This is a genomic window from Levyella massiliensis (assembly GCF_000308275.2).
Taxonomy (GTDB): domain Bacteria; phylum Bacillota; class Clostridia; order Tissierellales; family Peptoniphilaceae; genus Murdochiella; species Murdochiella massiliensis_A.
Window position 1 is genome coordinate 193979 of record NZ_HG529490.1, and the last position, 21458, is coordinate 215436.

General features: G+C 50.7%; 13 protein-coding genes. 11 read left to right on the plus strand and 2 right to left on the minus strand.

Features of this window, described 5'->3' with window-relative positions; all coding sequences use genetic code 11:
* Positions 1 to 26: 26 nt before the first annotated feature.
* Positions 27 to 2513 (plus strand): DNA internalization-related competence protein ComEC/Rec2, encoded by a 2487-nt coding sequence (locus tag BN98_RS00955; RefSeq protein WP_019190196.1) that lies wholly within the window; start codon positions 27 to 29, stop codon positions 2511 to 2513.
* On the opposite strand, the gene rodA is transcribed toward BN98_RS00955, so the two are convergent.
* Positions 2482 to 3618 (minus strand): rod shape-determining protein RodA, encoded by a 1137-nt coding sequence (gene rodA / locus BN98_RS00960; RefSeq protein WP_019190195.1) that lies wholly within the window; start codon positions 3616 to 3618, stop codon positions 2482 to 2484. The two genes, BN98_RS00955 and rodA, sit on opposite strands and share 32 nt — an antisense overlap.
* A gap of 170 nt (positions 3619 to 3788) precedes the next feature.
* Here rodA and nth point away from each other — a divergent pair, with 170 nt between their 5' ends.
* The 7 genes from nth to BN98_RS00995 all read left to right on the plus strand — a co-directional run bounded on the left by nth (position 3789) and on the right by BN98_RS00995 (position 17838).
* Positions 3789 to 4433 carry an endonuclease III gene (gene nth / locus BN98_RS08280; protein ID WP_207636719.1) on the plus strand — a complete coding sequence of 215 codons (645 nt, stop codon included), beginning with the start codon at positions 3789 to 3791 and terminating at the stop codon, positions 4431 to 4433.
* On the plus strand, positions 4418 to 5701 hold the full coding sequence (locus BN98_RS00970; RefSeq protein WP_019190193.1) for an aminoacetone oxidase family FAD-binding enzyme: 1284 nt from the start codon (positions 4418 to 4420) through the stop codon (positions 5699 to 5701). Before nth ends, BN98_RS00970 begins: the two co-directional genes overlap by 16 nt.
* 140 nt (positions 5702 to 5841) lie before the next feature.
* Positions 5842 to 8964 (plus strand): isoleucine--tRNA ligase, encoded by a 3123-nt coding sequence (gene ileS / locus BN98_RS00975; protein WP_019190192.1) that lies wholly within the window; start codon positions 5842 to 5844, stop codon positions 8962 to 8964.
* Positions 8965 to 9250: 286 nt separating this feature from the next.
* A complete protein-coding gene (rpoB, locus tag BN98_RS00980; RefSeq protein ID WP_019190191.1) occupies positions 9251 to 13030 on the plus strand; it encodes a DNA-directed RNA polymerase subunit beta in 3780 nt (1259 codons plus the stop codon).
* A gap of 14 nt (positions 13031 to 13044) precedes the next feature.
* A complete protein-coding gene (gene rpoC, locus BN98_RS00985) occupies positions 13045 to 16731 on the plus strand; it encodes a DNA-directed RNA polymerase subunit beta' (protein WP_019190190.1) in 3687 nt (1228 codons plus the stop codon).
* A gap of 442 nt (positions 16732 to 17173) precedes the next feature.
* Complete coding sequence (locus BN98_RS00990; protein ID WP_019190189.1) at positions 17174 to 17437, plus strand: hypothetical protein; 264 nt, start codon at positions 17174 to 17176, stop codon at positions 17435 to 17437.
* 29 nt (positions 17438 to 17466) lie between these two features.
* Positions 17467 to 17838, plus strand: coding sequence for a hypothetical protein (locus BN98_RS00995; protein WP_154654934.1), 372 nt, complete (start codon positions 17467 to 17469; stop codon positions 17836 to 17838).
* A gap of 341 nt (positions 17839 to 18179) precedes the next feature.
* On the opposite strand, the gene BN98_RS01000 is transcribed toward BN98_RS00995, so the two are convergent.
* Positions 18180 to 18770 carry a hypothetical protein gene (locus BN98_RS01000; protein ID WP_154654935.1) on the minus strand — a complete coding sequence of 197 codons (591 nt, stop codon included), beginning with the start codon at positions 18768 to 18770 and terminating at the stop codon, positions 18180 to 18182.
* A gap of 28 nt (positions 18771 to 18798) precedes the next feature.
* Here BN98_RS01000 and BN98_RS08285 point away from each other — a divergent pair, with 28 nt between their 5' ends.
* The 3 genes from BN98_RS08285 to rpsG all read left to right on the plus strand — a co-directional run bounded on the left by BN98_RS08285 (position 18799) and on the right by rpsG (position 21450).
* The gene (locus BN98_RS08285; RefSeq protein ID WP_154654936.1) at positions 18799 to 19344 is read left to right on the plus strand and encodes a hypothetical protein; all 546 of its coding nucleotides are present in this window, start codon (positions 18799 to 18801) and stop codon (positions 19342 to 19344) included.
* Positions 19345 to 20454: 1110 nt separating this feature from the next.
* Positions 20455 to 20868, plus strand: coding sequence for a 30S ribosomal protein S12 (gene rpsL, locus BN98_RS01015; protein WP_019190184.1), 414 nt, complete (start codon positions 20455 to 20457; stop codon positions 20866 to 20868).
* A 111-nt stretch (positions 20869 to 20979) separates the two neighbouring features.
* Positions 20980 to 21450 (plus strand): 30S ribosomal protein S7, encoded by a 471-nt coding sequence (gene rpsG / locus BN98_RS01020; protein ID WP_084765209.1) that lies wholly within the window; start codon positions 20980 to 20982, stop codon positions 21448 to 21450.
* The last annotated feature ends 8 nt before the right edge of the window (positions 21451 to 21458 follow it).

The window sequence follows — 21458 nt, forward strand, 5'->3', positions numbered from 1 at the left end:
TTTTAGCACAGAAGAGAGGAGGGAAAGTGGAGTCTGTATGGATGGCTGCATTTCTGGCAGGGTTGTGGCTTTCTGCACAGGAATTGTCCGTCGTTGCAATTCTTTTGATGCCGCTTTTGTTTCGACGTTATCGAAAAACGGGATTAGCGCTGATGAGCGGAATGGTGTTGTTTTCACTATGCAATCCGCTCCGTGATGCCATGGCGACGTCTGCTTTATTTTCCTCAACAAAACAGAGCGAAATCCAAGTGACGGGGCTGGAAGGAGCAGGGGAAAAGGCGCGCTTCGTATTCAGCATTACGCCCAAGAATTCTCTTTTTGCACTGCGGGTACTCTCGGATCAGCCGGTGGAAAAAGATATAGCCATATTGGAACATCAATCCACAAAACAAAGGGGCTTATCGTCGCCGCTTGCCTTTCTCGGTAGGGTTTATGCCGTTTCCGGTGAGGGAAAGGCGTTTGCCAAGGCATCGCTGCCGGGAAGCTTTGATGCGGCAGACTACTATGGCAGCCGGGGAATGTCGGCGCGTTTTCGGATACGACAGGCACACTTTTTACGACACACATGGTGCCCGAGTGCTTTTTTAGTGCGACTGCGACAAAATTTGGCGGCGCAATGCGATCGGCAGGAGGGGGAAAGTTTTCAATTTCTAAAACGCGTCTTGTTGGGAGCACAGGCCGGTGGTGGATTTTCGATCCAAGAAGATATGAAAGACTTGGGCGTGGCCCATCTGCTGGCAGCCAGCGGATTGCACGTGCACCTGCTTTTTGAATGGGGGCTTTTTATAGCCGCCTTTTTGCCATTTTCACGCCGCACGATAGCCGGGGGATTACTCGCACTCCTGCTCTTTTACGCGGCGCTTCTGGATTTTCCGGCATCCATCCTGCGCGCCTGGCTCTTTTTGGCGTTTCATGAAATGGCCATTGCCTCGAAGCGTAAAGAGGAGCCCATGAAGCGATTCCTGTTGGCACTGTGCTTGGTGCTGGCATGGCGTCCGTCGCGCCTTTTTGATGCGGGACTCTTATTAAGCTTTCTTTGTGCTGCAGCGTTGCGTGCGGTGCAACAATTGGAACGCGTTCACGGTAAGGGTGGTATGTTTCAACAATCGTTGCGCCAATCTTTTTGGATCAGTGCCTTTACCATGCCCGTTTTAGTCAATATGGGCATCCCGCAGACGCCCTCCACCTTATTGGCTAATCTCTTTGCCATTCCCGCTTTTACGCCGCTCTTTGCTCTTGGCGTGCTGACCTTTCTTTTCGGCGCTATACCGGGATTAGGATACATACATGTTTTTTTGAGCGGTCTCTATCGCTTGACCTATGCAGTTTTTCGTGCGCTACTTAAAGGCCTCTCCGCATTGGCTGTTCCCGGGGTTCATTTTACCTTTTCGTCGGGAACGTTGGCGCTCTATGCGTTGCTATTGGCGGGGATACTCTTATGGCGCCTCGGTACGATACAAAAATTTTGCGCACGGCTGCAACAGCATCGCTTGCCGAATCTGCTGTTGCATCGCGAAGTGCTTCATCAAAGTTTAATCTTTTTTATATGGGCCCTCCTTACAATACTGCGGCCGTTTTTTCTCGAACCGCTGCTGCCACCGATCTTTCAGGCGGTGGATATCGGCCAGGGCGATTGTCTTATGTTAAGACAGGGGCAACACGCGTTTTTATGGGATACCGGAGGCAAAATGAATCATCAAACAGGAGAAAATACGCAAGCAGCGGCCCTGGCAGCCTATTTGAAGCTGCAGGGCATTACGGAAATTGAAGGAATCTTTCTCTCCCATGCCGATTACGATCATATGGGAAATCTGCAGGGGCTCTTAAAAGCAATGACCGTGAAACGGGTCATTACGGCGCCATCGTTAAATGGTTCATTCCAAAAGCTGCCGCCGGATCTCGGGGCACGCCATCAGATTGCTATGGCAGGAGAGCGTCGAACACTCTTTACGCAACCTGGTACGAGCGGCCGTCCTATCACCGTTTCTGTCGTGACACCGGGGCAATGGGATGCGGAGGATAAGAACAATCACTGTCTGGTCATGTATTTGGACTTTGGCGGCGGCATATTGCTGATGGGCGATCAGGAAGAGGACCACGCCCTTCCTTACGATACCATGCCGGCTCCGCTGTCCCTGTTAAAAGTAGCGCATCACGGTTCACGAAAAGGCAGCAGTGCGACATTGCTTGGCCGATTACGCCCCGCGCAAGCATTGATCAGCTGTGGCGCAGACAATCGCTACGGACATCCGACGCCGGAAACCTTGGCGCGTCTACGAAAATTCGGCGTGCCTTGGCATCGCACCGATGTCGAAGGTCATATTTTTTATGCCGAAAATCCATTGCCTGTGGGTCCTCGCCTGTTGGTCTGGAATCAAAAAGAGGCACGCCTTATGACGTGTCTCTTTGAGTGTGTATGGTGTATGCCGCTCTTTTTGGCATGGAAAGCGGTCAAAAGCAATAGCATGAAAAGCCAACATTCTATCGGGAAAAAGAAGGCTCCGGCGCATTAAAATCCAGTGGCTTGCGCTGCGTGGATATGCAGAGAATCATGCCGATACTCAATAGATTGATCAGCTGGAAGGTACCGCCGTTGGAAAGGAAGGGCAGTGGGATGCCGGTTAACGGCATGACGCCGATAGTCATGCCGATATTTTCAAAGATATGAATGAATTGCATCGCAGCGACGCCCACGCAGAGGGTGCGCGAGAACATATCCTTTGCTCTTTTCGCAATGAGCAAGATGCGTAGCAGCATGACCGCGTATAGCAGAATGAGCACCCCTGCACCGACAAGCCCAAACTCCTCCGCCAACACGGCAAAAATATAGTCCGTGTCGCGTTCCGGAATAAAGCCGTATTGCGTTTGTGTTCCATGCAAAAAGCCCTTACCGAAGAGCTTGCCGGAACCGATCGCAATTAGCCCTTGATAGGTTTGATAGCCGCTCTTCATTACGTCACGCATCGGGTTAAGAAAGTTCAGAATGCGATCTTGTTGCATCGGTGACAGATGCTGATACACGATCGGTGTAGCCACCGCTACTAAGACCAAAGCAGCAACGATGTAGCCCCAATGCAGGCCGGCATAGAAAATCATCAGGGCAAGGAAGAAGATAAACACCGCCGCCGTGCCGAAGTCCGGCTGCCGTAAAATGAGCACCACGGGAATCCCCATGGCAACGGCTAAAATCAACAAGGTCGTTATTTTATTGAGCCGATACTGATAGCGCTCCAAGAGCATGGCAAAGGCAATCATCACAGCAATCTTTGTAAATTCCGCCGGCTGGAAGGTGACGGGGCCGAGTTTGAGCCAGGAGCGTGCACCCCAGGCATCTTCACCCACACCGAAAAGCATCGTGGCGATCAAAAGCAAAACGGCAATGCCGTAGATGGGCATCGCCAGCTTTTTCATGTAATCCACATCAATGTATTGCAACAATACAATCAGGGCTACACCGAGCGCTGTGGCGGCAAATTGCGATTTTAACGCATGCCATTGTCCGCCGCGTGATACGGTGGCGGAAAAGACGACGATGAAGCCGAATACACAAAGGATCAGCGTCACGAGGAATAGAATCCAATCAAAATGTGACATGTCCTTTTTACTACGATTAAACATGAACATCCTTTCTATAAGGAGAACGGCCCTGCTGGCGCAGCTGTCGTAAGCGGCAAGCCGATCGGGCGACGGTTTCGTTTCGGAATGACTTTTATTATAATAGACTTCATAGCATTTGTCATAATTGACGGCATAGAATGCCGACTGGAGAGGAGTCCGCCTTGAAAAAGATGACCAAAAAAGAAGCTCGAGTGATTCTGGATAAGTTGCGGGAGGCACATCCGAATGCTAAGGGCGAGCTGGTGGCGGCGAATCCCTTTGAATTGCTCATAGCCACGATGCTGTCGGCGCAGACGACCGATAAGCAGGTCAATCGTGTTACGCCCGCGTTATTTGCCGCCTATCCGACGGCGGCCGCGTTAGCTAAGGCGCCATTGGAGACCGTGGAGACGTACATTCGTTCGATTGGATTTTTTCATACGAAAGCACGTAATGTCATCCGCACCGCGGGCATTTTAGCGGAGCAATACGATGGCTGCGTGCCAAAAGACATAAAAACGCTCATGACATTACCCGGTGTGGGACGAAAGACGGCCAATGTTGTGGCTTCTAATGCGTTCGGCATACCGGCGATTGCCGTGGACACCCATGTGTTTCGTGTTTCCAATCGCATTGGCTTGTCGCATTCGAGCGATGTGGCGCAGTGCGAAAAAGATCTGCAGCAGATTTTGGATCGTTCCGACTGGTCACAAGCACATCATTTATTGATTTTTCAGGGGCGCTATGTATGTAAAGCGCGCCGCCCGGAATGTGAGAATTGCAATGTACGTGATCATTGCCGTTTTTATGGAGGTACGACATGCGAATCGCAATAATTGGCGGAGGCGCTGCCGGCGTCACCTGTGCGGGTTTTTTACGCCGTCCGGATCTTTGGCAAGCACTACAATCGGACAAAGCGCAAGTATCCGACATCGTGGAATCGTCAGTGCCCGAAGTATTCTTGTTTGAAAAGGGAGAAAGCTTGTTGCGCAAGGTGCGTGCTACCGGTAACGGGCGCTGCAACTTTACGAATTCTCACGTTTCCCCGGCACATTATACGGGCCAGTCGGGCAGACAAAGCGCACATGTGCTTGAAATTTTTCCCTTTGCCGCAGCGCTGCGCCTCTTCGCCTTATTGGGAATGCCTGCGGTGACGTTTGAAAGCGGCATGACTTATCCGGCAACGTTGCGGGCGGAAACCGTGGTGAATCGCCTGAGTGCCTGGCTTACGGATGCCGGTGTGCACACCGTCTGTTCCTGCGGTGTGCAGGCGATACATAAAGAGGGCGATCGCTTCGTATTGCGCTTTGAAAACGGAAAGGAACAATCCTTTGACCGCGTGGTCATTGCCACGGGCGGCAGTTACGGTATCGGTAAAAAAGAATGGTCCAACGGCTATTCGCTGGCTAAGGCACTGGGACACCACTTGACATCGCTGCATGCAGGCATGGTGCCCTTGGAAGTGGAGGAAAAAGCTCGAACGAGTGCGTTAGCCGGCATTAAAATGACAGCGGCCTTATCTGCGCAAGGGCAGCAGGTCACCGATGATTTGCTTTTTACGGAATACGGCCTTTCCGGCATTGGCATTTTACGCCTTTCCAATCGTATATTGGATGCCGTAGCCACAGCCGTCTTAAACACGTCCTCCGAGCAGCCGCCAACAGTATGCGTCAATTTGTTGTCACAGCACTCGGTGAAGGAGTGGATTTCGAATGCATGGCAATTGCACGCTCGCTTTCCTTCTTGGCGCGTAGCGGATGTGCTTTCCGGCATGCTGCCGGAAGCTGTGGTGCGACAATTAGCCAAAGAATGTGAGGTTGATGCTAACGAAGCACCCGATAAAGAGAACTTGGAGCGTATTCTTACACGGGCCTGCGCCTGGCACTTTATCGTGCGTGGTGTGCATAAGAAAGACCACGGACACGTGACTTGCGGCGGCGTTAGCACGGACGAAATCGATATGAGAAGTCTTCAATCTCTAACGTGTCCGGGGCTGTATCTTATCGGTGAAGTCATCGATATCGTCGGCGAATGCGGCGGGTATAATCTGCACTGGGCATGGGCCAGTGCCTATGCGGCGGCCGGTGCATTGCTCGCAGAATAGGCGCAAGCGCACGATCAGGCTTTAGAAAAGGCATCGTGTCACAGGAAAAAGCCCCGTTTTTTGCCACGTTGTGTATAATGGAGAGAAAACAGCAAACCCCTGCCTCCTGGCAGACAGTGCGAAGCAAGATAGGAGAAAGCATGGCATTTAAAAGCTTACCGGAAAATGTGCGAGAAGGAGAATTAGCACGCAGCAAGGTATGGAAAGACATGGACTTGCTGAAGCGCTCCGTAGACGAACGCGCTAATCATGAAAAATTCGTGTTTTTTGATGGACCGCCGACGGCCAACGGTCGCCCGGGCATTCATCACGTCATTTCGCGTACTTTAAAAGATATGACCAATCGTTATAAAACCATGGAAGGCTATCAGGTTCGCCGCAAAGCTGGCTGGGATACCCATGGTTTGCCTGTTGAAATTGAGGTGGAAAAAGAGCTCGGTTTTCATCAGAAGAGTGAAATTGAAGCCTACGGCGTGGAAGCTTTTAATAAAAAATGCCGTGAATCGGTGTTCCGTTATCGCAATCTTTGGATGGACATGTCGGATCGCATGGCGTTTTTAGCGGATATGGAAGATCCCTATATTACGCTGGACAATGATTACATCGAAACGGTGTGGCATCTGTTGCATAATTTCCATGAGCGCGGCCTCGTCTACAAGGGCGCAAAAATTTTACCCTACTGCCCGCGCTGCGGCACGGGACTAGCCTCCCATGAGGTGGCACAGGGCTATCGTGAAGATGAAGTGACAACAGCGTATGTGAAATTCCCGGTGAAAGGCACGAGCAATGAGTATTTTCTTGCTTGGACGACGACACCGTGGACCTTGCCTTCCAACGTTGCCTTGACGGTGCATCCGGATGTCGACTATGTGAAAGTGCGCCAAGGCGATGAAATTTACTACTTGGCGAAGGATTTGATGGACGCTGTTCTGAAAAAAGACTATGGTCCGGTGGAAGTCCTTGAGACGATGAAAGGACGCGACCTGGAATATCTTGAATACGAACAGCTTCTGCCCTTTATTAAGGTACAAGGCAAGGCCTTCTTTGTCACCTTGGCGGACTATGTCACGACTACGGACGGTACCGGCATCGTGCATACCGCACCGGCCTTTGGTGAAGACGATAATAAAACAGGCGTGCGCTATGACCTAGCCTATGTGAATCCGGTCAATGAACAAGGCAAATTTGCAGAAGGCCCGTATGAAGGCACTTTCGTGATGGATGCCGATCCGGAGGTACTCCAGTATCTGCGCGAAAACGGCAAACTCTATGCGAAACAAAAAATTAAACATAATTATCCGCATTGCTGGCGTTGCGGCACCCCGCTGATCTATTATTCGAAGCCGTCTTGGTACATCAATGTGACGAAGTTCCGCGATCAGATGGTGACAGAGAATAAGAAGGTGCATTGGTATCCGGATTACGTTGGGGAAAAGCGCTTCGGCAATTGGCTTGAAAATTTGAACGATTGGGCGCTCTCTCGCAGCCGTTATTGGGGCACGCCGCTGAACATTTGGGTGTGCGAAGATTGCGGTCATCAGCATTCCATCGGTTCCCGTGTACAATTGGCCGAGGAAGCCAGAGAGGATATTGATGCATCGATTGAATTGCATCGCCCGTATGTGGACAATGTTACGCTGACCTGTCCGGAGTGCGGTGGCATCATGCGTCGCGAGCCGGATGTTATCGATGTCTGGTTTGACTCCGGCGCCATGCCCTTTGCACAGCGCCACTATCCCTTTGAGCATAAGGATGACTTTGAGAAACTTTATTTCCCGGCGGATTTCATCTGCGAAGGCATTGACCAGACGCGCGGCTGGTTCTACTCCCTCATGGCCATTTCCGTGCTGTACACCGGTCAAACGCCCTATCGTAACGTACTGGTCAACGACCTGATTTTGGATAAAAACGGGCAGAAAATGTCCAAGTCCAAGGGCAATACCTTGGATCCCTTTGCGCTCTTTGATGAGTACGGTGCCGATGCGGTGCGCTTCTACTCGTTGTATGTATCGCCGCCGTGGCTGCCGACGCGCTTTGACATTGCCGGATTAAAGGAAGTGCAATCCAAGTTCTTCCGTACCATTAAGAACGTCTACGCGATGTTTGCGCTCTACGCCAACACCAATGAGTGGGATCCCAGAAAATTTGATCTGCCCGTGGCGGAACGCCCGGAAATTGACCGTTGGTTGCTGTCGCGCTTCCATTCGTTGGTGCGTCGCTATCATACGGATATGGATCAATTTGAATACAACCGCGTTGTGCATGCTTTGTCGGATTTCGTGGTGGAGGATCTTTCCAACTGGTACATTCGTCGTAACCGTTCGCGTTTCTGGTCATCGGAAGAAACACCGCAGAATAAGGCAGTGTTCCGCACCACTTGGGAGGTGCTCTACGGTTTATCCAAACTGATTGCACCGATTACCCCGTTCCTGGCAGATGATCTGTACCAAGCCCTGACGCAGGGAGAAGAAATGGATTCCGTACACCTGGAATATCAGATACAGGCAGACGAGTCTGTTATTGATGCGGAGCTTGAGAAGAAGATGGATCTTGTACGCCGTCTGGTGAACCTCGGTCGTGCCGCTCGTGAGGATGCCGGCATTAAAGTGCGTCAGCCTCTGCAAGCGATCCTGGTGGATAAGACCCTGGCGCCCATCGTGGACGATTTGGACGATCTCATTGCGGAAGAGCTGAATATCAAAGAAGTCATCTATTCGGATGAACTGTCAAAGTTCATGAAAGTTTCTTTGAAGCCGAACTTTAAGGTTGCCGGTAAGGTATTGGGGGGCGATATGAAGGCCTTTGCCGCCTATCTCAATACGGTGGATCCTTCCGCCTTTTTGGCTGAGATACAGGAGGGATCGGTTACGGTTTCGCTTAACGGGCATGATGTGGAAATTGCGGAGGAGTTTGTATCGGCCCATTTCGATGCGCAGGAAGGCTTTGATGTGACGTCAGATCATGGAGTATTCGTTGTTTTGGAAACGCAGTTGACCGACGAATTGATCCGCGAAGGCTATGTTCGTGAGTTCATCTCCAAAGTACAGCAGACGCGAAAGAAAAACGGCTACGAAGTGTCCGACCGCATCACGATCACCTACTGTGCGGACGATACTGTAGCGGCAGCGCTTGAAGAGGGAGAAGAACAGATTCAAAAGGAAACACTCGCTGTCTCCATTACTCGCGTCGATGCGCTGAATGAGGAAGCGGTGGATCTGAATGGCCATGACGTTTCTATGCAATTGGAGAAACAAAGTCGCTAAGGAGCACGAGCCTTCTGCAGATAACGCCAACGGCAAAAAAAGAATTTTTATGGAATAGCACAAAACGCCCGGATTTGCAGCACCACGCATCCGGGCGTTTCCTATTGACAAGACAAAGAAAATCTTGTATCATACTCATGAATTTTATTTTTGCTCGATTTTTCGAGTTTTTACCCCTGGCGTGCCTTGACAGGGGATCTTTTTGTGTGCTAAGATGTGAAGCTGTCTCATAGTGTAATAATTCGTTCCCAATTTTTGTCATTTTGCGGTACTGGAAGGGGTGTTTATGCATAATCATACTCAATTGTATGGTCGCACGGTGCGTCAGAGCTTTTCGCGCATTCCGCAGGTTCTGGACTTTCCGAATCTTTTAGCGATTCAGAAAAACAGTTTCGAATGGTTTATGAACGATGGTTTGCGTGAAGTCTTGGAGGACGTTTCGCCTATCCGCGACTATTCCGGAAATCTTGTATTGGATTTTGTCGACTATTATTTCGAAGATGAGCCGGAATATTCGGTGGAAGAATCGAAAGAGCGCGACGTGAACTATGCGCGCAAACTGAAAGTCAAAGTACGCCTTATTAAGATTGATGAAGGCGAGATCATGGATGTCAAGGAACAGGAAGTGTTCTTGGGCGATATTCCGATGATGACCGATTCCGGTACTTTCATTATTAATGGTGCGGAACGTGTTATTGTTTCGCAGCTCATTCGTTCGCCCGGTGTGTATTATGCTCGTGATTTTGATAAGTCCGGTAACACCATGATTTCTTCTACGGTCATTCCGAACCGAGGTGCATGGTTGGAATATGATAATGACGCGCATGGCGTGGTCAACATTCGTATTGACCGCACTCGAAAATTGCCTGCCACTACCCTGATTCGTGCGCTTCTGTTTGAGACGGACGAGGAAATGATTGAAGTGCTGGGGGACAGTGAAGCCCTGCGTTTGACCTTAGAAAAGGAAGTTTCTCGTACACGCGAGGATGCCTTGATTGAAATTTACCGCAAGTTAAAGCCGGGTGATCTGGCTTCGGTCGAATCGGCAGAACCGTTGATTCACAATCTGTTCTTCGATCCGCGCCGCTATGACCTGGCAAAAGTGGGACGCTATACCTTTAATAAAAAACTGACGGTCAAGAACCGTATTATCGGCCACGTACTGGCAGCGGATGCCGTGAGCGAAGATGGAGAAATCATTGCTTCCGCCGGAAGCACCATGGACGAAAAGCTTGCTGAAGCTATCGAGGACGCCGGTATCAACATTGTGGACGTTTACTCCAATGCGGAACTGACAGAAGTCACCCGTGTCGTAGGCAACCATTTTGTGACCTATCACGCTTTTGAAGAACAACTGCCGGACATTGATTTCCCGGCCTTGGGCTTTACGGAAAAACTCTACTGGCCGGCAATGCAGGATATTCTGGGGGAATTTGAAGACCATCCGGATGAATATCCGAATGCAGAGAAAAAAGCGGCTTACCTTAAAAAACATCGTCAGGACATCAGCCCGCGTCACATTACGACAGCCGATATTCTGGCAACCTTTAGCTATCAGTTGAATCTCTATCGTGGTATCGGGGACGTGGATGATATTGACCATCTGGGCAATCGTCGCGTGCGCTGCGTGGGCGAGTTGTTGCAGAACCAGTTCCGTATCGGATTGTCTCGTATGGAGCGCGTGGTGAAAGAGCGTATGACCACCGGTGATCCGGATTTGGCCACTCCGCAGAGCTTGCTCAATGTGCGTCCGGTCACGGCAGCAATTAAAGAGTTCTTCGGCTCTTCGCAGCTGTCCCAATTCATGGACCAGACCAACCCGATGTCCGAATTGACCCATAAACGTCGTCTGTCGGCGTTGGGACCGGGCGGCCTTTCTCGTGACCGTGCGGGCGCGGAAGTCCGCGACGTGCATGATTCGCACTATGGCCGTATCTGTCCGATCGAGACGCCTGAAGGTCCGAATATCGGTTTGATTACTTCTTTAACGACGTATGGACGTATCAATGAATATGGCTTCATCGAAACGCCGTATCGCCGTGTGGAGAAGGGCACAGGCCATGTGACCGAGGAGATTGTCTATCTGACGGCCGATCAGGAAGACCATTACATTAAAGCACAGGCCAACGAACCGATTGATGAGAACGGCTATTTTGTGAATGCTCGTGTTTCCGGCCGTGGTATCAATGCTGTCAACGATATTTTCCCGCGTGAAATCGTGGACTTCATGGACGTTTCGCCGCAGCAGATTGTTTCCGTTGGTGCTGCAATGATTCCGTTCCTCGAAAACGACGATGCTACCCGTGCTTTGATGGGAACGAACATGCAGCGTCAGGCAGTGCCTTTGATCAAAACCGAAGCACCGATGATCGGTACCGGTATTGAACATAAGGCGGCATTGGACTCCGGCGTAGTAATTACCGCAAAGGCATCCGGCATTGTGACGAAGGTGGATTCGGATCACATTGTGGTTCGTGAGGATGAGAGCGGACAGGAAAAGAGCTATAAAGTCTTTAAGTTCCGTCGCGCCAACCAGGGGACCTGCTTCAACCAGCGTCCAATTGTGGATGAAGGCGACCGCGTCGAGAAAGGCGAAATCATCGCTGACGGCCCGTCGACGGAAGAAGGCGAAATTGCCTTGGGCAAAAACATCCTGATCGCCTTCATGACCTGGGAAGGTTATAACTACGAAGACGCGATGCTCATCAATGAAGAGCTCGTGATCAATGATACGCTGACATCGGTCCATATTGAAGAACACAGCTGTGAAGCGCGTGAAACCAAGCTCGGACCGGAAGATATTACCCGTGATATTCCGAACATCGGCGAAGACATGCGCCGTAACTTGGATGAAGACGGCATTATTCGTGTGGGCGCTGAGGTGGTTGCCGGCGATATTCTCGTTGGTAAGGTGACGCCGAAGGGGGAGACGGAGCTTTCTCCGGAAGAGCGCCTGCTGCGTGCCATCTTTGGTGAAAAGGCCAGAGAAGTGCGCGATGCTTCCTTGAAAGTGCCGCATGGTGAGAGCGGTATCGTCGTAGACGTAAAGAAATATTCGCGTGCCAATGGCGACGACCTGGCACCGGGCCTTAACGAAGTGGTTCGCGTTTATATCGCGACAAAGCGCAAGATCATGGTCGGCGATAAGATGTGCGGTCGCCACGGTAACAAGGGTGTTGTTTCGCGTATTTTGCCGGTCGAGGATATGCCGTTCCTGCCGGACGGCACACCGATTCAGATCTGCTTGAATCCGTTGGGCATTCCGTCTCGTATGAACTTGGGACAGGTGTTGGAAGTGCACTTGGGTCTGGCCGCTAAGAAACTTGGCTGGAAGGTAGCCACACCGGTTTTCGACGGTGCCTCCGACAAAGATATCGAGGAAGCTCTGACGAAAGCGGGCTATCCCATCAACGGCAAGATTCAGCTGCGCGACGGTCGTACGGGCGAGCCCTTTAACAATCGTGTTACGGTGGGCTACATGTACATCCTAAAATTGCACCACATGGTCGAGGAAAAGATCCACGCACGTTCCACCGGTCCGTACTCTCTGGTTACGCAACAGCCGCTTGGCGGTAAAGCGCAGTTCGGCGGTCAGCGTTTCGGTGAGATGGAAGTTTGGGCGTTGGAAGCTTATGGTGCTTCGCACACTCTGCAGGAAATGCTGACGGTGAAGTCCGATGACGTCACGGGACGTGTACGCACCTACGAAGCCATCGTCAAGGGCGAGAACATTCCGACCCCCGGCATTCCGGAAAGCTTCAAGGTATTGATTAAGGAATTGCAGTCTCTGGCCTTGGATATCAATTTGCTGGATGAAAACGATGAAGAAGTGGAACTGGTCAATGACTTAAATGATGTGACCCGTTTCTCACAAATAGAAGATTTGGATGAGCGACAGAGCGAGGAAACCCCGCATTCCTTCTTGCATCGTGCCGATGATGCGGACGACGAAGCCACGGAAGTCAGCGATGAGTACGAGCTGGACGAGGATGATGTCGAGGACGATGAAGCGGATTTCAATGCACTCGGGTTCTCCATCCATGATGCGGATGAAGAGGATGAATAGGATAGGAGATCAGGATGAAACAAACCAATGCATTTGATGCCATTAAGATTCAGATTGCCTCCCCTGAAAAAATCCGTTCTTGGTCGCACGGCGAAGTTAAAAAACCGGAGACGATCAACTATCGTACGCTGAAGCCGGAGAAAGACGGTCTGTTCTGCGAAAAGATTTTCGGACCGACCAAAGACTGGGAGTGCAACTGCGGAAAGTATAAGCGGATTCGCTTTAAGGGCGTAATCTGCGAGAAGTGCGGCGTCGAGGTAACCAAATCCAAGGTACGTCGTGAACGCATGGGCCATATTGAACTGGCCACCCCGGTCTCCCATATCTGGTATTTCAAGGGCATCCCTTCTCGCATGGGTCTGCTCTTGGACATGAGCCCGAAAGCACTCGAATTGGTGTTGTATTTTGCCAATTTCGTGGTGTTGGATCCGGGCGAGGCCGAAGGGGATCTTTACAAGAAACAACTTCTCAGTGAAGAAGAATACAACAAGTATTACGAGAAATATGGCGATGGCTTTGTGGCTAAAATGGGCGCAGAAGCCATTCAGCAGTTGCTGCGCGAAGTGGATCTGGAACAGGAACAGCGCATGCTGACCAAGGAGCTTGAAGAAGCAACGGGACAGAAGCGCGTACGTTCCTTGCGTCGCTTGGAAGTAGTCGAAGCTTTCCTGCGTTCCGGCAACAAGCCGGAGTGGATGTGCTTAACCGTATTGCCGGTGATGCCGCCGGATCTGCGTCCGATGGTACAGCTGGAAGGCGGCCGCTTTGCCACTTCTGATTTGAATGACCTGTATCGCCGCGTAATCAACCGCAACAATCGTTTGAAACGACTCCTAGACATCGGTGCGCCTAGCATTATCGTGCGTAACGAGAAGCGTATGCTGCAGGAAGCTGTGGATGCACTCATTGATAACGGCCGTCGCGGCAAAGCGGTGACCGGCGCATCCAATCGCCCGTTGAAGAGCTTGTCCGATCTGTTGAAGGGCAAATCCGGCCGTTTCCGCCAGAACCTTTTGGGCAAACGCGTTGACTATTCCGGTCGTTCCGTTATCGTCGTCGGCCCGAATCTGAAGTTCTATCAATGCGGCGTGCCAAAAGATATGGCACTGGAGCTTTTCAAACCCTTTGTCATGCGCGAATTGGTTGCGCAGGAGTTGGCACACAATATTAAGAATGCGAAGAAGATGGTGGAGCGTAAAGACGAAAACGTCTGGGGACCGCTGGAGAAAGTCATTAAAGATCATCCGGTGCTCTTAAACCGCGCCCCGACTTTGCATCGCCTGGGTATTCAGGCCTTTGAACCGGTATTGGTGGAAGGCAAGGCCATTAAGTTGCATCCGCTGGCATGTACTGCTTACAACGCCGACTTCGACGGTGACCAGATGGCCATTCACGTGCCGCTGTCTTCGGAAGCCCAGACGGAAGCGCGTCTGCTGATGCTGTCCACGAATAATATTCTGGCGCCGAAGGATGGCAAACCCATTACGACCCCGACGCAGGATATGGTGCTCGGTTCCTACTATCTGACCACAGAGCCGAAGAGTGAAAAACCAGAGGCCTATTTCCAGGATCTGGATGAGATGCGCAAAGCCTTAGCCAATCACTTCGTGACGTTGCATTCACTGGTGGCCATTCGTCGCCACCTCAATGCAGAGGATCACGGGAAACTGGTCATTTCTACGGTAGGCCGTTTCATTTTCAATGAAGGGATTCCGCAGGATTTGGGTTATGTGGATCGCCAGAAAGATCCATATGGCTTGGAAGTGGATATGCTGGTGGACAAAAAGAAACTCACCGACATTCTGGATCGCTGCTATCGTGTGCATGGTAACATTCGTACGTCACGCTTGCTGGACTACATTAAGTCGACCGGTTACTATTACTCCACGATTGGCGCCCTGACGGTTTCCATGAACGATGTCCATATTCCGGATGAGAAGGCAGATATTCTGACACAGGCGGTCAAGGACGTTGAAGGCTATGAGCGTATGGCGCGTCGCGGTTTAATTTCCGAGAACGAGCGTTATGACTTCGTGATTGACACATGGACGAAGGCTACCGATGATGTGGAGCAGGCGATCGTGAAACATCTGGATCCGACAAACTCCATCGCCATCATGGCGAACTCCGGTGCCCGCGGTTCCATGAAACAGATTCGTCAGTTGGCCGGTATGCGCGGTTTGATGCAGACGGCAACCGGTAAGACCATCGAGATTCCGGTTCGCGCCAACTTCCGTGAAGGTTTGTCCGTGCAAGAGTTCTTTATTTCAACGCATGGTTCTCGAAAGGGCCTTTCCGATACGGCGCTTCGTACGGCGGACTCGGGTTATCTGACGCGTCGTTTGGTTGATGTGTCGCAAGACGTTATCGTGACCGAAGACGATTGCGGTACGGATCGCTATATTACCGTTTCCGATATTCGCGAAGGAAACGAGATGATCGAATCCTTAAAGGATCGTATTATTGGCCGTACCAGCTTTGAGGATGTGTTGCATCCGTCCACGGGAGAACTGTTGGCACGTCGCAACGAAATTATTACGGAAAAAATGGCCGAGGCCATCATGGCGGCCGAAATTAAAGAGGTCAAGGTACGCTCGGTATTGGAGTGCAATTCGGTGCACGGCGTTTGCGCCAAGTGCTACGGACGCAACCTGGCTACCGGTAAGGGCGTGGATATCGGCGAAGCCGTCGGTATTATTGCGGCACAGTCCATCGGTGAACCGGGTACACAGCTGACCATGCGTACCTTTCACTCCGGCGGTATTGCCGGTACCGGAATTACCCAAGGTCTTCCGCGTGTGGAGGAGTTGTTCGAAGCACGTAAGCCGAAGGGACTTGCCACGATCACCAAGAACGGCGGTACCGTGTCCATCCAGGATAATAAGAAACGCCAGGATGTGGTGGTTACCTCAGACGACGGGCATCAAGAAACTTACGCGATTCCCTTCGGAACGACCATTGCTGTGCATGATGGCGATGTCATCGCTAAGGGCGATCGCTTGACGGAAGGTTCTCTGAATCCGCATGATATTTTGGATGTCTTGGGCGTGAAAGCTGTACAAGACTATATTACGCGTGAAGTCCAGAAGGTTTACCGTATCCAAGGTGTCGATATTGATGACCGTCATATTGAGATTATCATCAAGCAGATGCTGCAACGCGTGCGTATCACCGAGTCCGGCGACTCGAGCTTCTTGCCCGGACAGATGGTGAACCATCGTCTGGTAGCTCTTGAAAACGAACAACTGGAAGCGGAAGGCAAAGAGCCGGCATCCTTCGAGTATGTAATCTTGGGTATCACAAAGGCATCCATTGCTTCAGAATCCTTCTTAAGCGCCGCTTCCTTCCAGGAAACTACGCGTGTTCTCACCGATGCTTCCATCAAGGGCAAGGTGGACGATCTTCGCGGCCTGAAAGAGAACATCATCATCGGCCAGCTCATTCCGGCCGGTACGGGCATGAAGTCTTATCGCCAGAGCGGCATCACTTATGACGGCATGAAGGACGATTTGGAGCGCATTGAAGGCATGAAAGCCGAAAAACGCGCACCACATAATGCGGAAGATGTTGCGATGGACGAGGAAGACGAGAATACGGTAGAAGTTGAGGACACGGATGCGCCGGAAACCGTTGCAACGGCCGCGCGTGAAGACGATGCGGCGTTGTTGGCTCAACGGTCGAAACCGATGCCGACACGGTAACGGAATAAGAGAATCAACAGCGTTCTTATGGAAAGCGTGGAAAAATAAAGGAAAAGGGGAGACGACAACGTCTCCTCTTTTTTTCTGTGAATCGAGATCAAAGTTCGGGCGAAATAAAGTCAGAATCAGCGAAACACCTGGTATTTTAGGATTTGAGGGCTTGTAAAGAAACGATTCCTTTTCGTATGATATCATCGGAAATGTTGATTATAGCAGTTATCAAGATAGATTTTATAGGTGGGGGGGGAAAACGATTGACATAGAGTGAAAATAGTGTTAAAAAGTAAATAAAAGATGTCCTTTTCATTACATTATAGGTACCACTCAACGAATGGCTCAATAGTGAACGTTGAAAGTGATAGCCACAGAACATGTCGTAGCGTGTATGCTCGATTTACAACTGGTTAATATGTAGAATGGCATTAGTAAGAAGGAGGAGGTTATGAGCAAGACCAAACGCTATATTCTCTTGATTGGCATTCTCTTTGTCGCATGTGCCTTTATTGCTGGCTATTACTTTAGAGGACGGGTATCGCCGAACGTGACGGAGAACCAGCCCGAAAGCGTGGAGGAATCTAAAATTGTCGAGAAATCGACATCCGAAGAAAAATTAGATGGTGAAAAAACGACTTTACCGGTGCGCAAGGTCTTAGAAGGCGTAGATTTGCTTGAAGTACGCTATAGCAAAAAAATAATATTTTGGTAGCAAAGCTGGAGATACACGCTTTTTCCGACATGAAGAAGTTAATGGCCGATGGCAAGATCAACAACATCTATGCGACGAAGGTCAGTGCACAAATCAAAAAACGTGATAAGGATCAGGCATATCCTTTGACCACGAAGAATGAGGATTTTAAGTTGGATTTGGCATTAGGCAAGCCATTTGAGATGACTTTTGTCAATCCACATAAAGACTTTCCAATGTCTGAATTATATGAATTTGATTTAACCTTTGATTTTCTTCCGACAGAAGACAAAGCGATACCAGATGCATACTCGTATATGGTAAGTCTTTTGAATTCGACAAATGAGAATCGCTTCGTTGAAGAGAGTGTACGTGCAAAAGAGGTTTCGTCACAACAGGATGGCAGCAGTCAGGACAAATAAATCATCTTAAACAGCAAGTAAAAAGAGGAGGGGAAGATCGGCATTCCGTGCTTCCTTTTTTTCCGACGGGACGATTCTTTTTGATGTCAACGGGCTGGATGCGTCCCGTGTACAGGCAGATCGGGAAGAAGAGTTGCCTATATTGAATTAAAAGAACGGATGCTTCCCGTGTACAGGCGGATCGGGAAGAAGAGGTTCATCCCAAGGGATTTGCGGACCGGACGGTTGCTGACGTCTTTTCCTTGTGGATAGAATGGCAAATAAAAAATGGATTGTCTTCATGGCTGGAGACAATCCATTTTTGGTTGTGCACTACATGGCGTGACAATGGCTTTGGGACGTTACTGCTCTTCATCCATATCAACCTTGTCCACTTCAACCTTATCCATATCAACCTTATCCATATCATCGTTGTCCACATCATCTTTGACCATAACAACCTGATCCATATCAACCTTATCCATATCATTCTTATTCATATCAACCTTCTGAGCTTGTCCGAAGTATTGTGACAACACCATCTTGCCGGTTTTTAATTCATATGCGCCGACCGCATATAGGGCGACGATGACCAAATGAATCAGGGATAAAAAGGTGAATTTATGCAGAATGGAAATGGCGGACAAGACGAGCATGATGATGCTGAAAATAAACAACCGATTGCCCGCTTGCGGATTGTCCGCATTTTTTCGTCCGGCGAATCCTGCGTAGAAATAGGCAAGACTGAGCACAATCGCCAGCAGGGCGAGAAAAAATATAGAAAATCCCAATACTCCTAAAAAGTAGCCGCTTACATCGTTTCCGCGGTTAATCCAAGAAGCCAGAATGCCGCCGAAGAGGGAGACCAAGAGGACAAAACCCAGTGAGATAGCCGTTTCAATGATAAGAGCAGTGGATGCATAATACAGAATGTTGTTGCGTGTTGTTTTCATCGTCATTTCCTCCTGATTCATAATAAGAATGAACCACAAAAATCCCATCGTTGTCGATGCGATAGCCCATGTGCGTGTCTCCTTGGAGAATAGTCTGTGGAAGCACATCACCAACTTGCTGAACTGTTTTTATCATACTCCTGTGTGTTCCGTGCCGCAATGGCACTACGCGGATGCGAAGCAAGGGATTCTTCCTATCGACGCAAGAGAGGTTGTAGGGTGGTTTTTACGTTTTCAGCAGAATATACACTCTACCATTTGGGGGACAGTGCAAAGCGCGAAAAGCCACCGTAAAGTGGGCGGTGGAATTACGGCGGCAAAAGAAGAAAATGCGAAAAGCCGCCGTAAAGTGGGAGGCGGAATTACGGCGGCAAAACGCAAAAGTGCAGAAAGCCACCGTAAAGTGGGCAGAATAATTACGGCGGCAAAACGCAAAAGTGCGGAAAGCCGCCGTAAAGTGGGAGGCGGAATTACGGCGGTAAAACGCAAAACTGCGAAAAGCCGCCGTAAAGTGGGCGGGATATTTACGGCGGTAAAATGCAAAAGTGCGAAAAGCCGCCGTAAAGCGGGCTAAATAATTACGGCGGCAAAAGAGGAAAGTGCGAAAAGCCGCCGTAAAGTGGGTGGCAGAATTACGGCGGTAAAACGCAAAAATGGGAAAAGCCGCCGTAAAGTGGGCGGAATATTTACGGCGGTAAAACGCAAAACTGCGGAAAGTAGCCGTAATCTGCCCGCGGATGTCCATAAGGAGCCGGCCAGCGGCCGGCGATTTTGAAAACCGCGCCGCCAATAGCATTTCCAGTGGCGCTCCATCTATAACGACGCCGCCAACAGCATTTCCAGCGGCGCTCCTCCTGTAACCGCGCCGCTAACGGCATTTCCAGCGGCGCTCCTCCTGTAACTGCGCCGCCAGCAGCATTTCCAGCGGCGCTCCATCTGTAACCGCGCCGCCAGCAGCATTTCCAGCGGCGCTCCATCTGTAACGACGCCGCCAACAGCATTTCCAAGCGGCGCACCACCGACTTCCTGTGCCGGACTGGCGCACTGCGACTCACTTCGCCCGTTTGCGTCACGGCCGCCTCACTCACCGCATCACACTTCGCTCGCTTTCCCTATTATGCCTTGGCACTCCCCGCCTGTCGCACCCCAAACACCCTGACAGTCTTCCCCGCCTGCCGCACCCCAAGTACCCCGACAGTTTTCCCGCCTGTCGCATACCCAAGCACCCCGACACCCTTCCGCGCGCCGCATCTTCGACGAACCGGAAGTTCGTCTTTCGCGATTATTTCGCCGAGGAGAAGCCAGCGGCGCAAGGAAGGGGTGCCGGGGTGTCATTGCCAGCGGCGCAAGGAAGGGGTGCCGGGGTGTCATTGCCGGCGGCGCAAGGAAGGGTGTCGGGGCGCATTGCCGGTGGCATGCAGAAGGGGATGAAAGCGCATCTTGACGGGGTTTCCCACGGCTGTTATACTGTTTAAGGTTATTTTCCGAATTTTGCCTTCAAATCGGAAGCGACAGCGCGAAGTGCGAACCGAAGTACGCACAGAAGCGTGCACGACACGATGCTGCGCGGCGAAAAGCTGTGCTACGAAAAGCCGTGTTACGAAAAGATGTGTAGATAGAAGGCAATAATTCCGCCAAATAGCCCACATTCCGTAAGGAAAATACAAAAAGAAGGAGGAACGGTATGCCGACAATTAATCAATTGATCCGAAAGGGACGTTTTTCGGAACGAAAGAAGACCAATACACCTGCGCTCGGTTTTAACTTCAATACGTTGAAGAACCGCCAGACGGTTGCGGAATCTCCGCAGAAGCGCGGCGTTTGCACGTCGGTGCGTACGGTCACCCCGAAGAAGCCGAACTCGGCACTTCGTAAAGTGGCACGTGTACGTTTAACCAACGGCTATGAAGTCCTTTCTTACATTCCCGGTATCGGTCATAACCTGCAGGAGCACAGCGTAGTGCTGATCCGCGGGGGTCGTGTTAAAGACTTGCCTGGTGTGCGTTATCACATCATCCGCGGCGCTTTGGATGCGTCCGGCGTTGAAGGCCGTAAGCAAGCTCGTTCGAAATACGGCGCTAAGAAATCCAGCAAGTAAACACGAGACTAATATGTGCATACGCGAACCTTCTGGTTTTCTTGTGCACGGCAGCCGTCAGCGGACGGTTGAGTACCATCATCTGAATGGATGAACAAGGAGGGAAGAGAAGTGTCAAGAAAAGGACATATTCCAAAAAGGGAGATTATGCCGGATCCCAAATTTAACGATGTAGCCGTATCGAAGCTCATTAATGCGGTTATGTTGGACGGCAAAAAAGGACTTGCTCAGCGAATCGTATACGGAGCCTTCGAGTTTGCTGAGAAGAAGATTGGCCAGGAAGCTCTCGAGATTTATCGCAAGGCGCTCGCGAACGTCATGCCGGTATTGGAAGTTAAAGCGCGCCGTATCGGCGGTGCCACTTACCAGGTGCCGATGGAAGTTCGCCCGGATCGTCGTCAGACGCTCGCCCTGCGCTGGATCGTAGGCTTTGCTCGCACACGCGGAGAAAAGACCATGCAAGAGCGTTTAGGAAATGAACTGATCGATGCATTCAACAACACCGGTGCCAGCGTGCGCCGTAAAGAAGAAATGCACCGTATGGCTGACGCGAATAAGGCCTTCGCGCATTTCCGTTATTAATCGCGGGG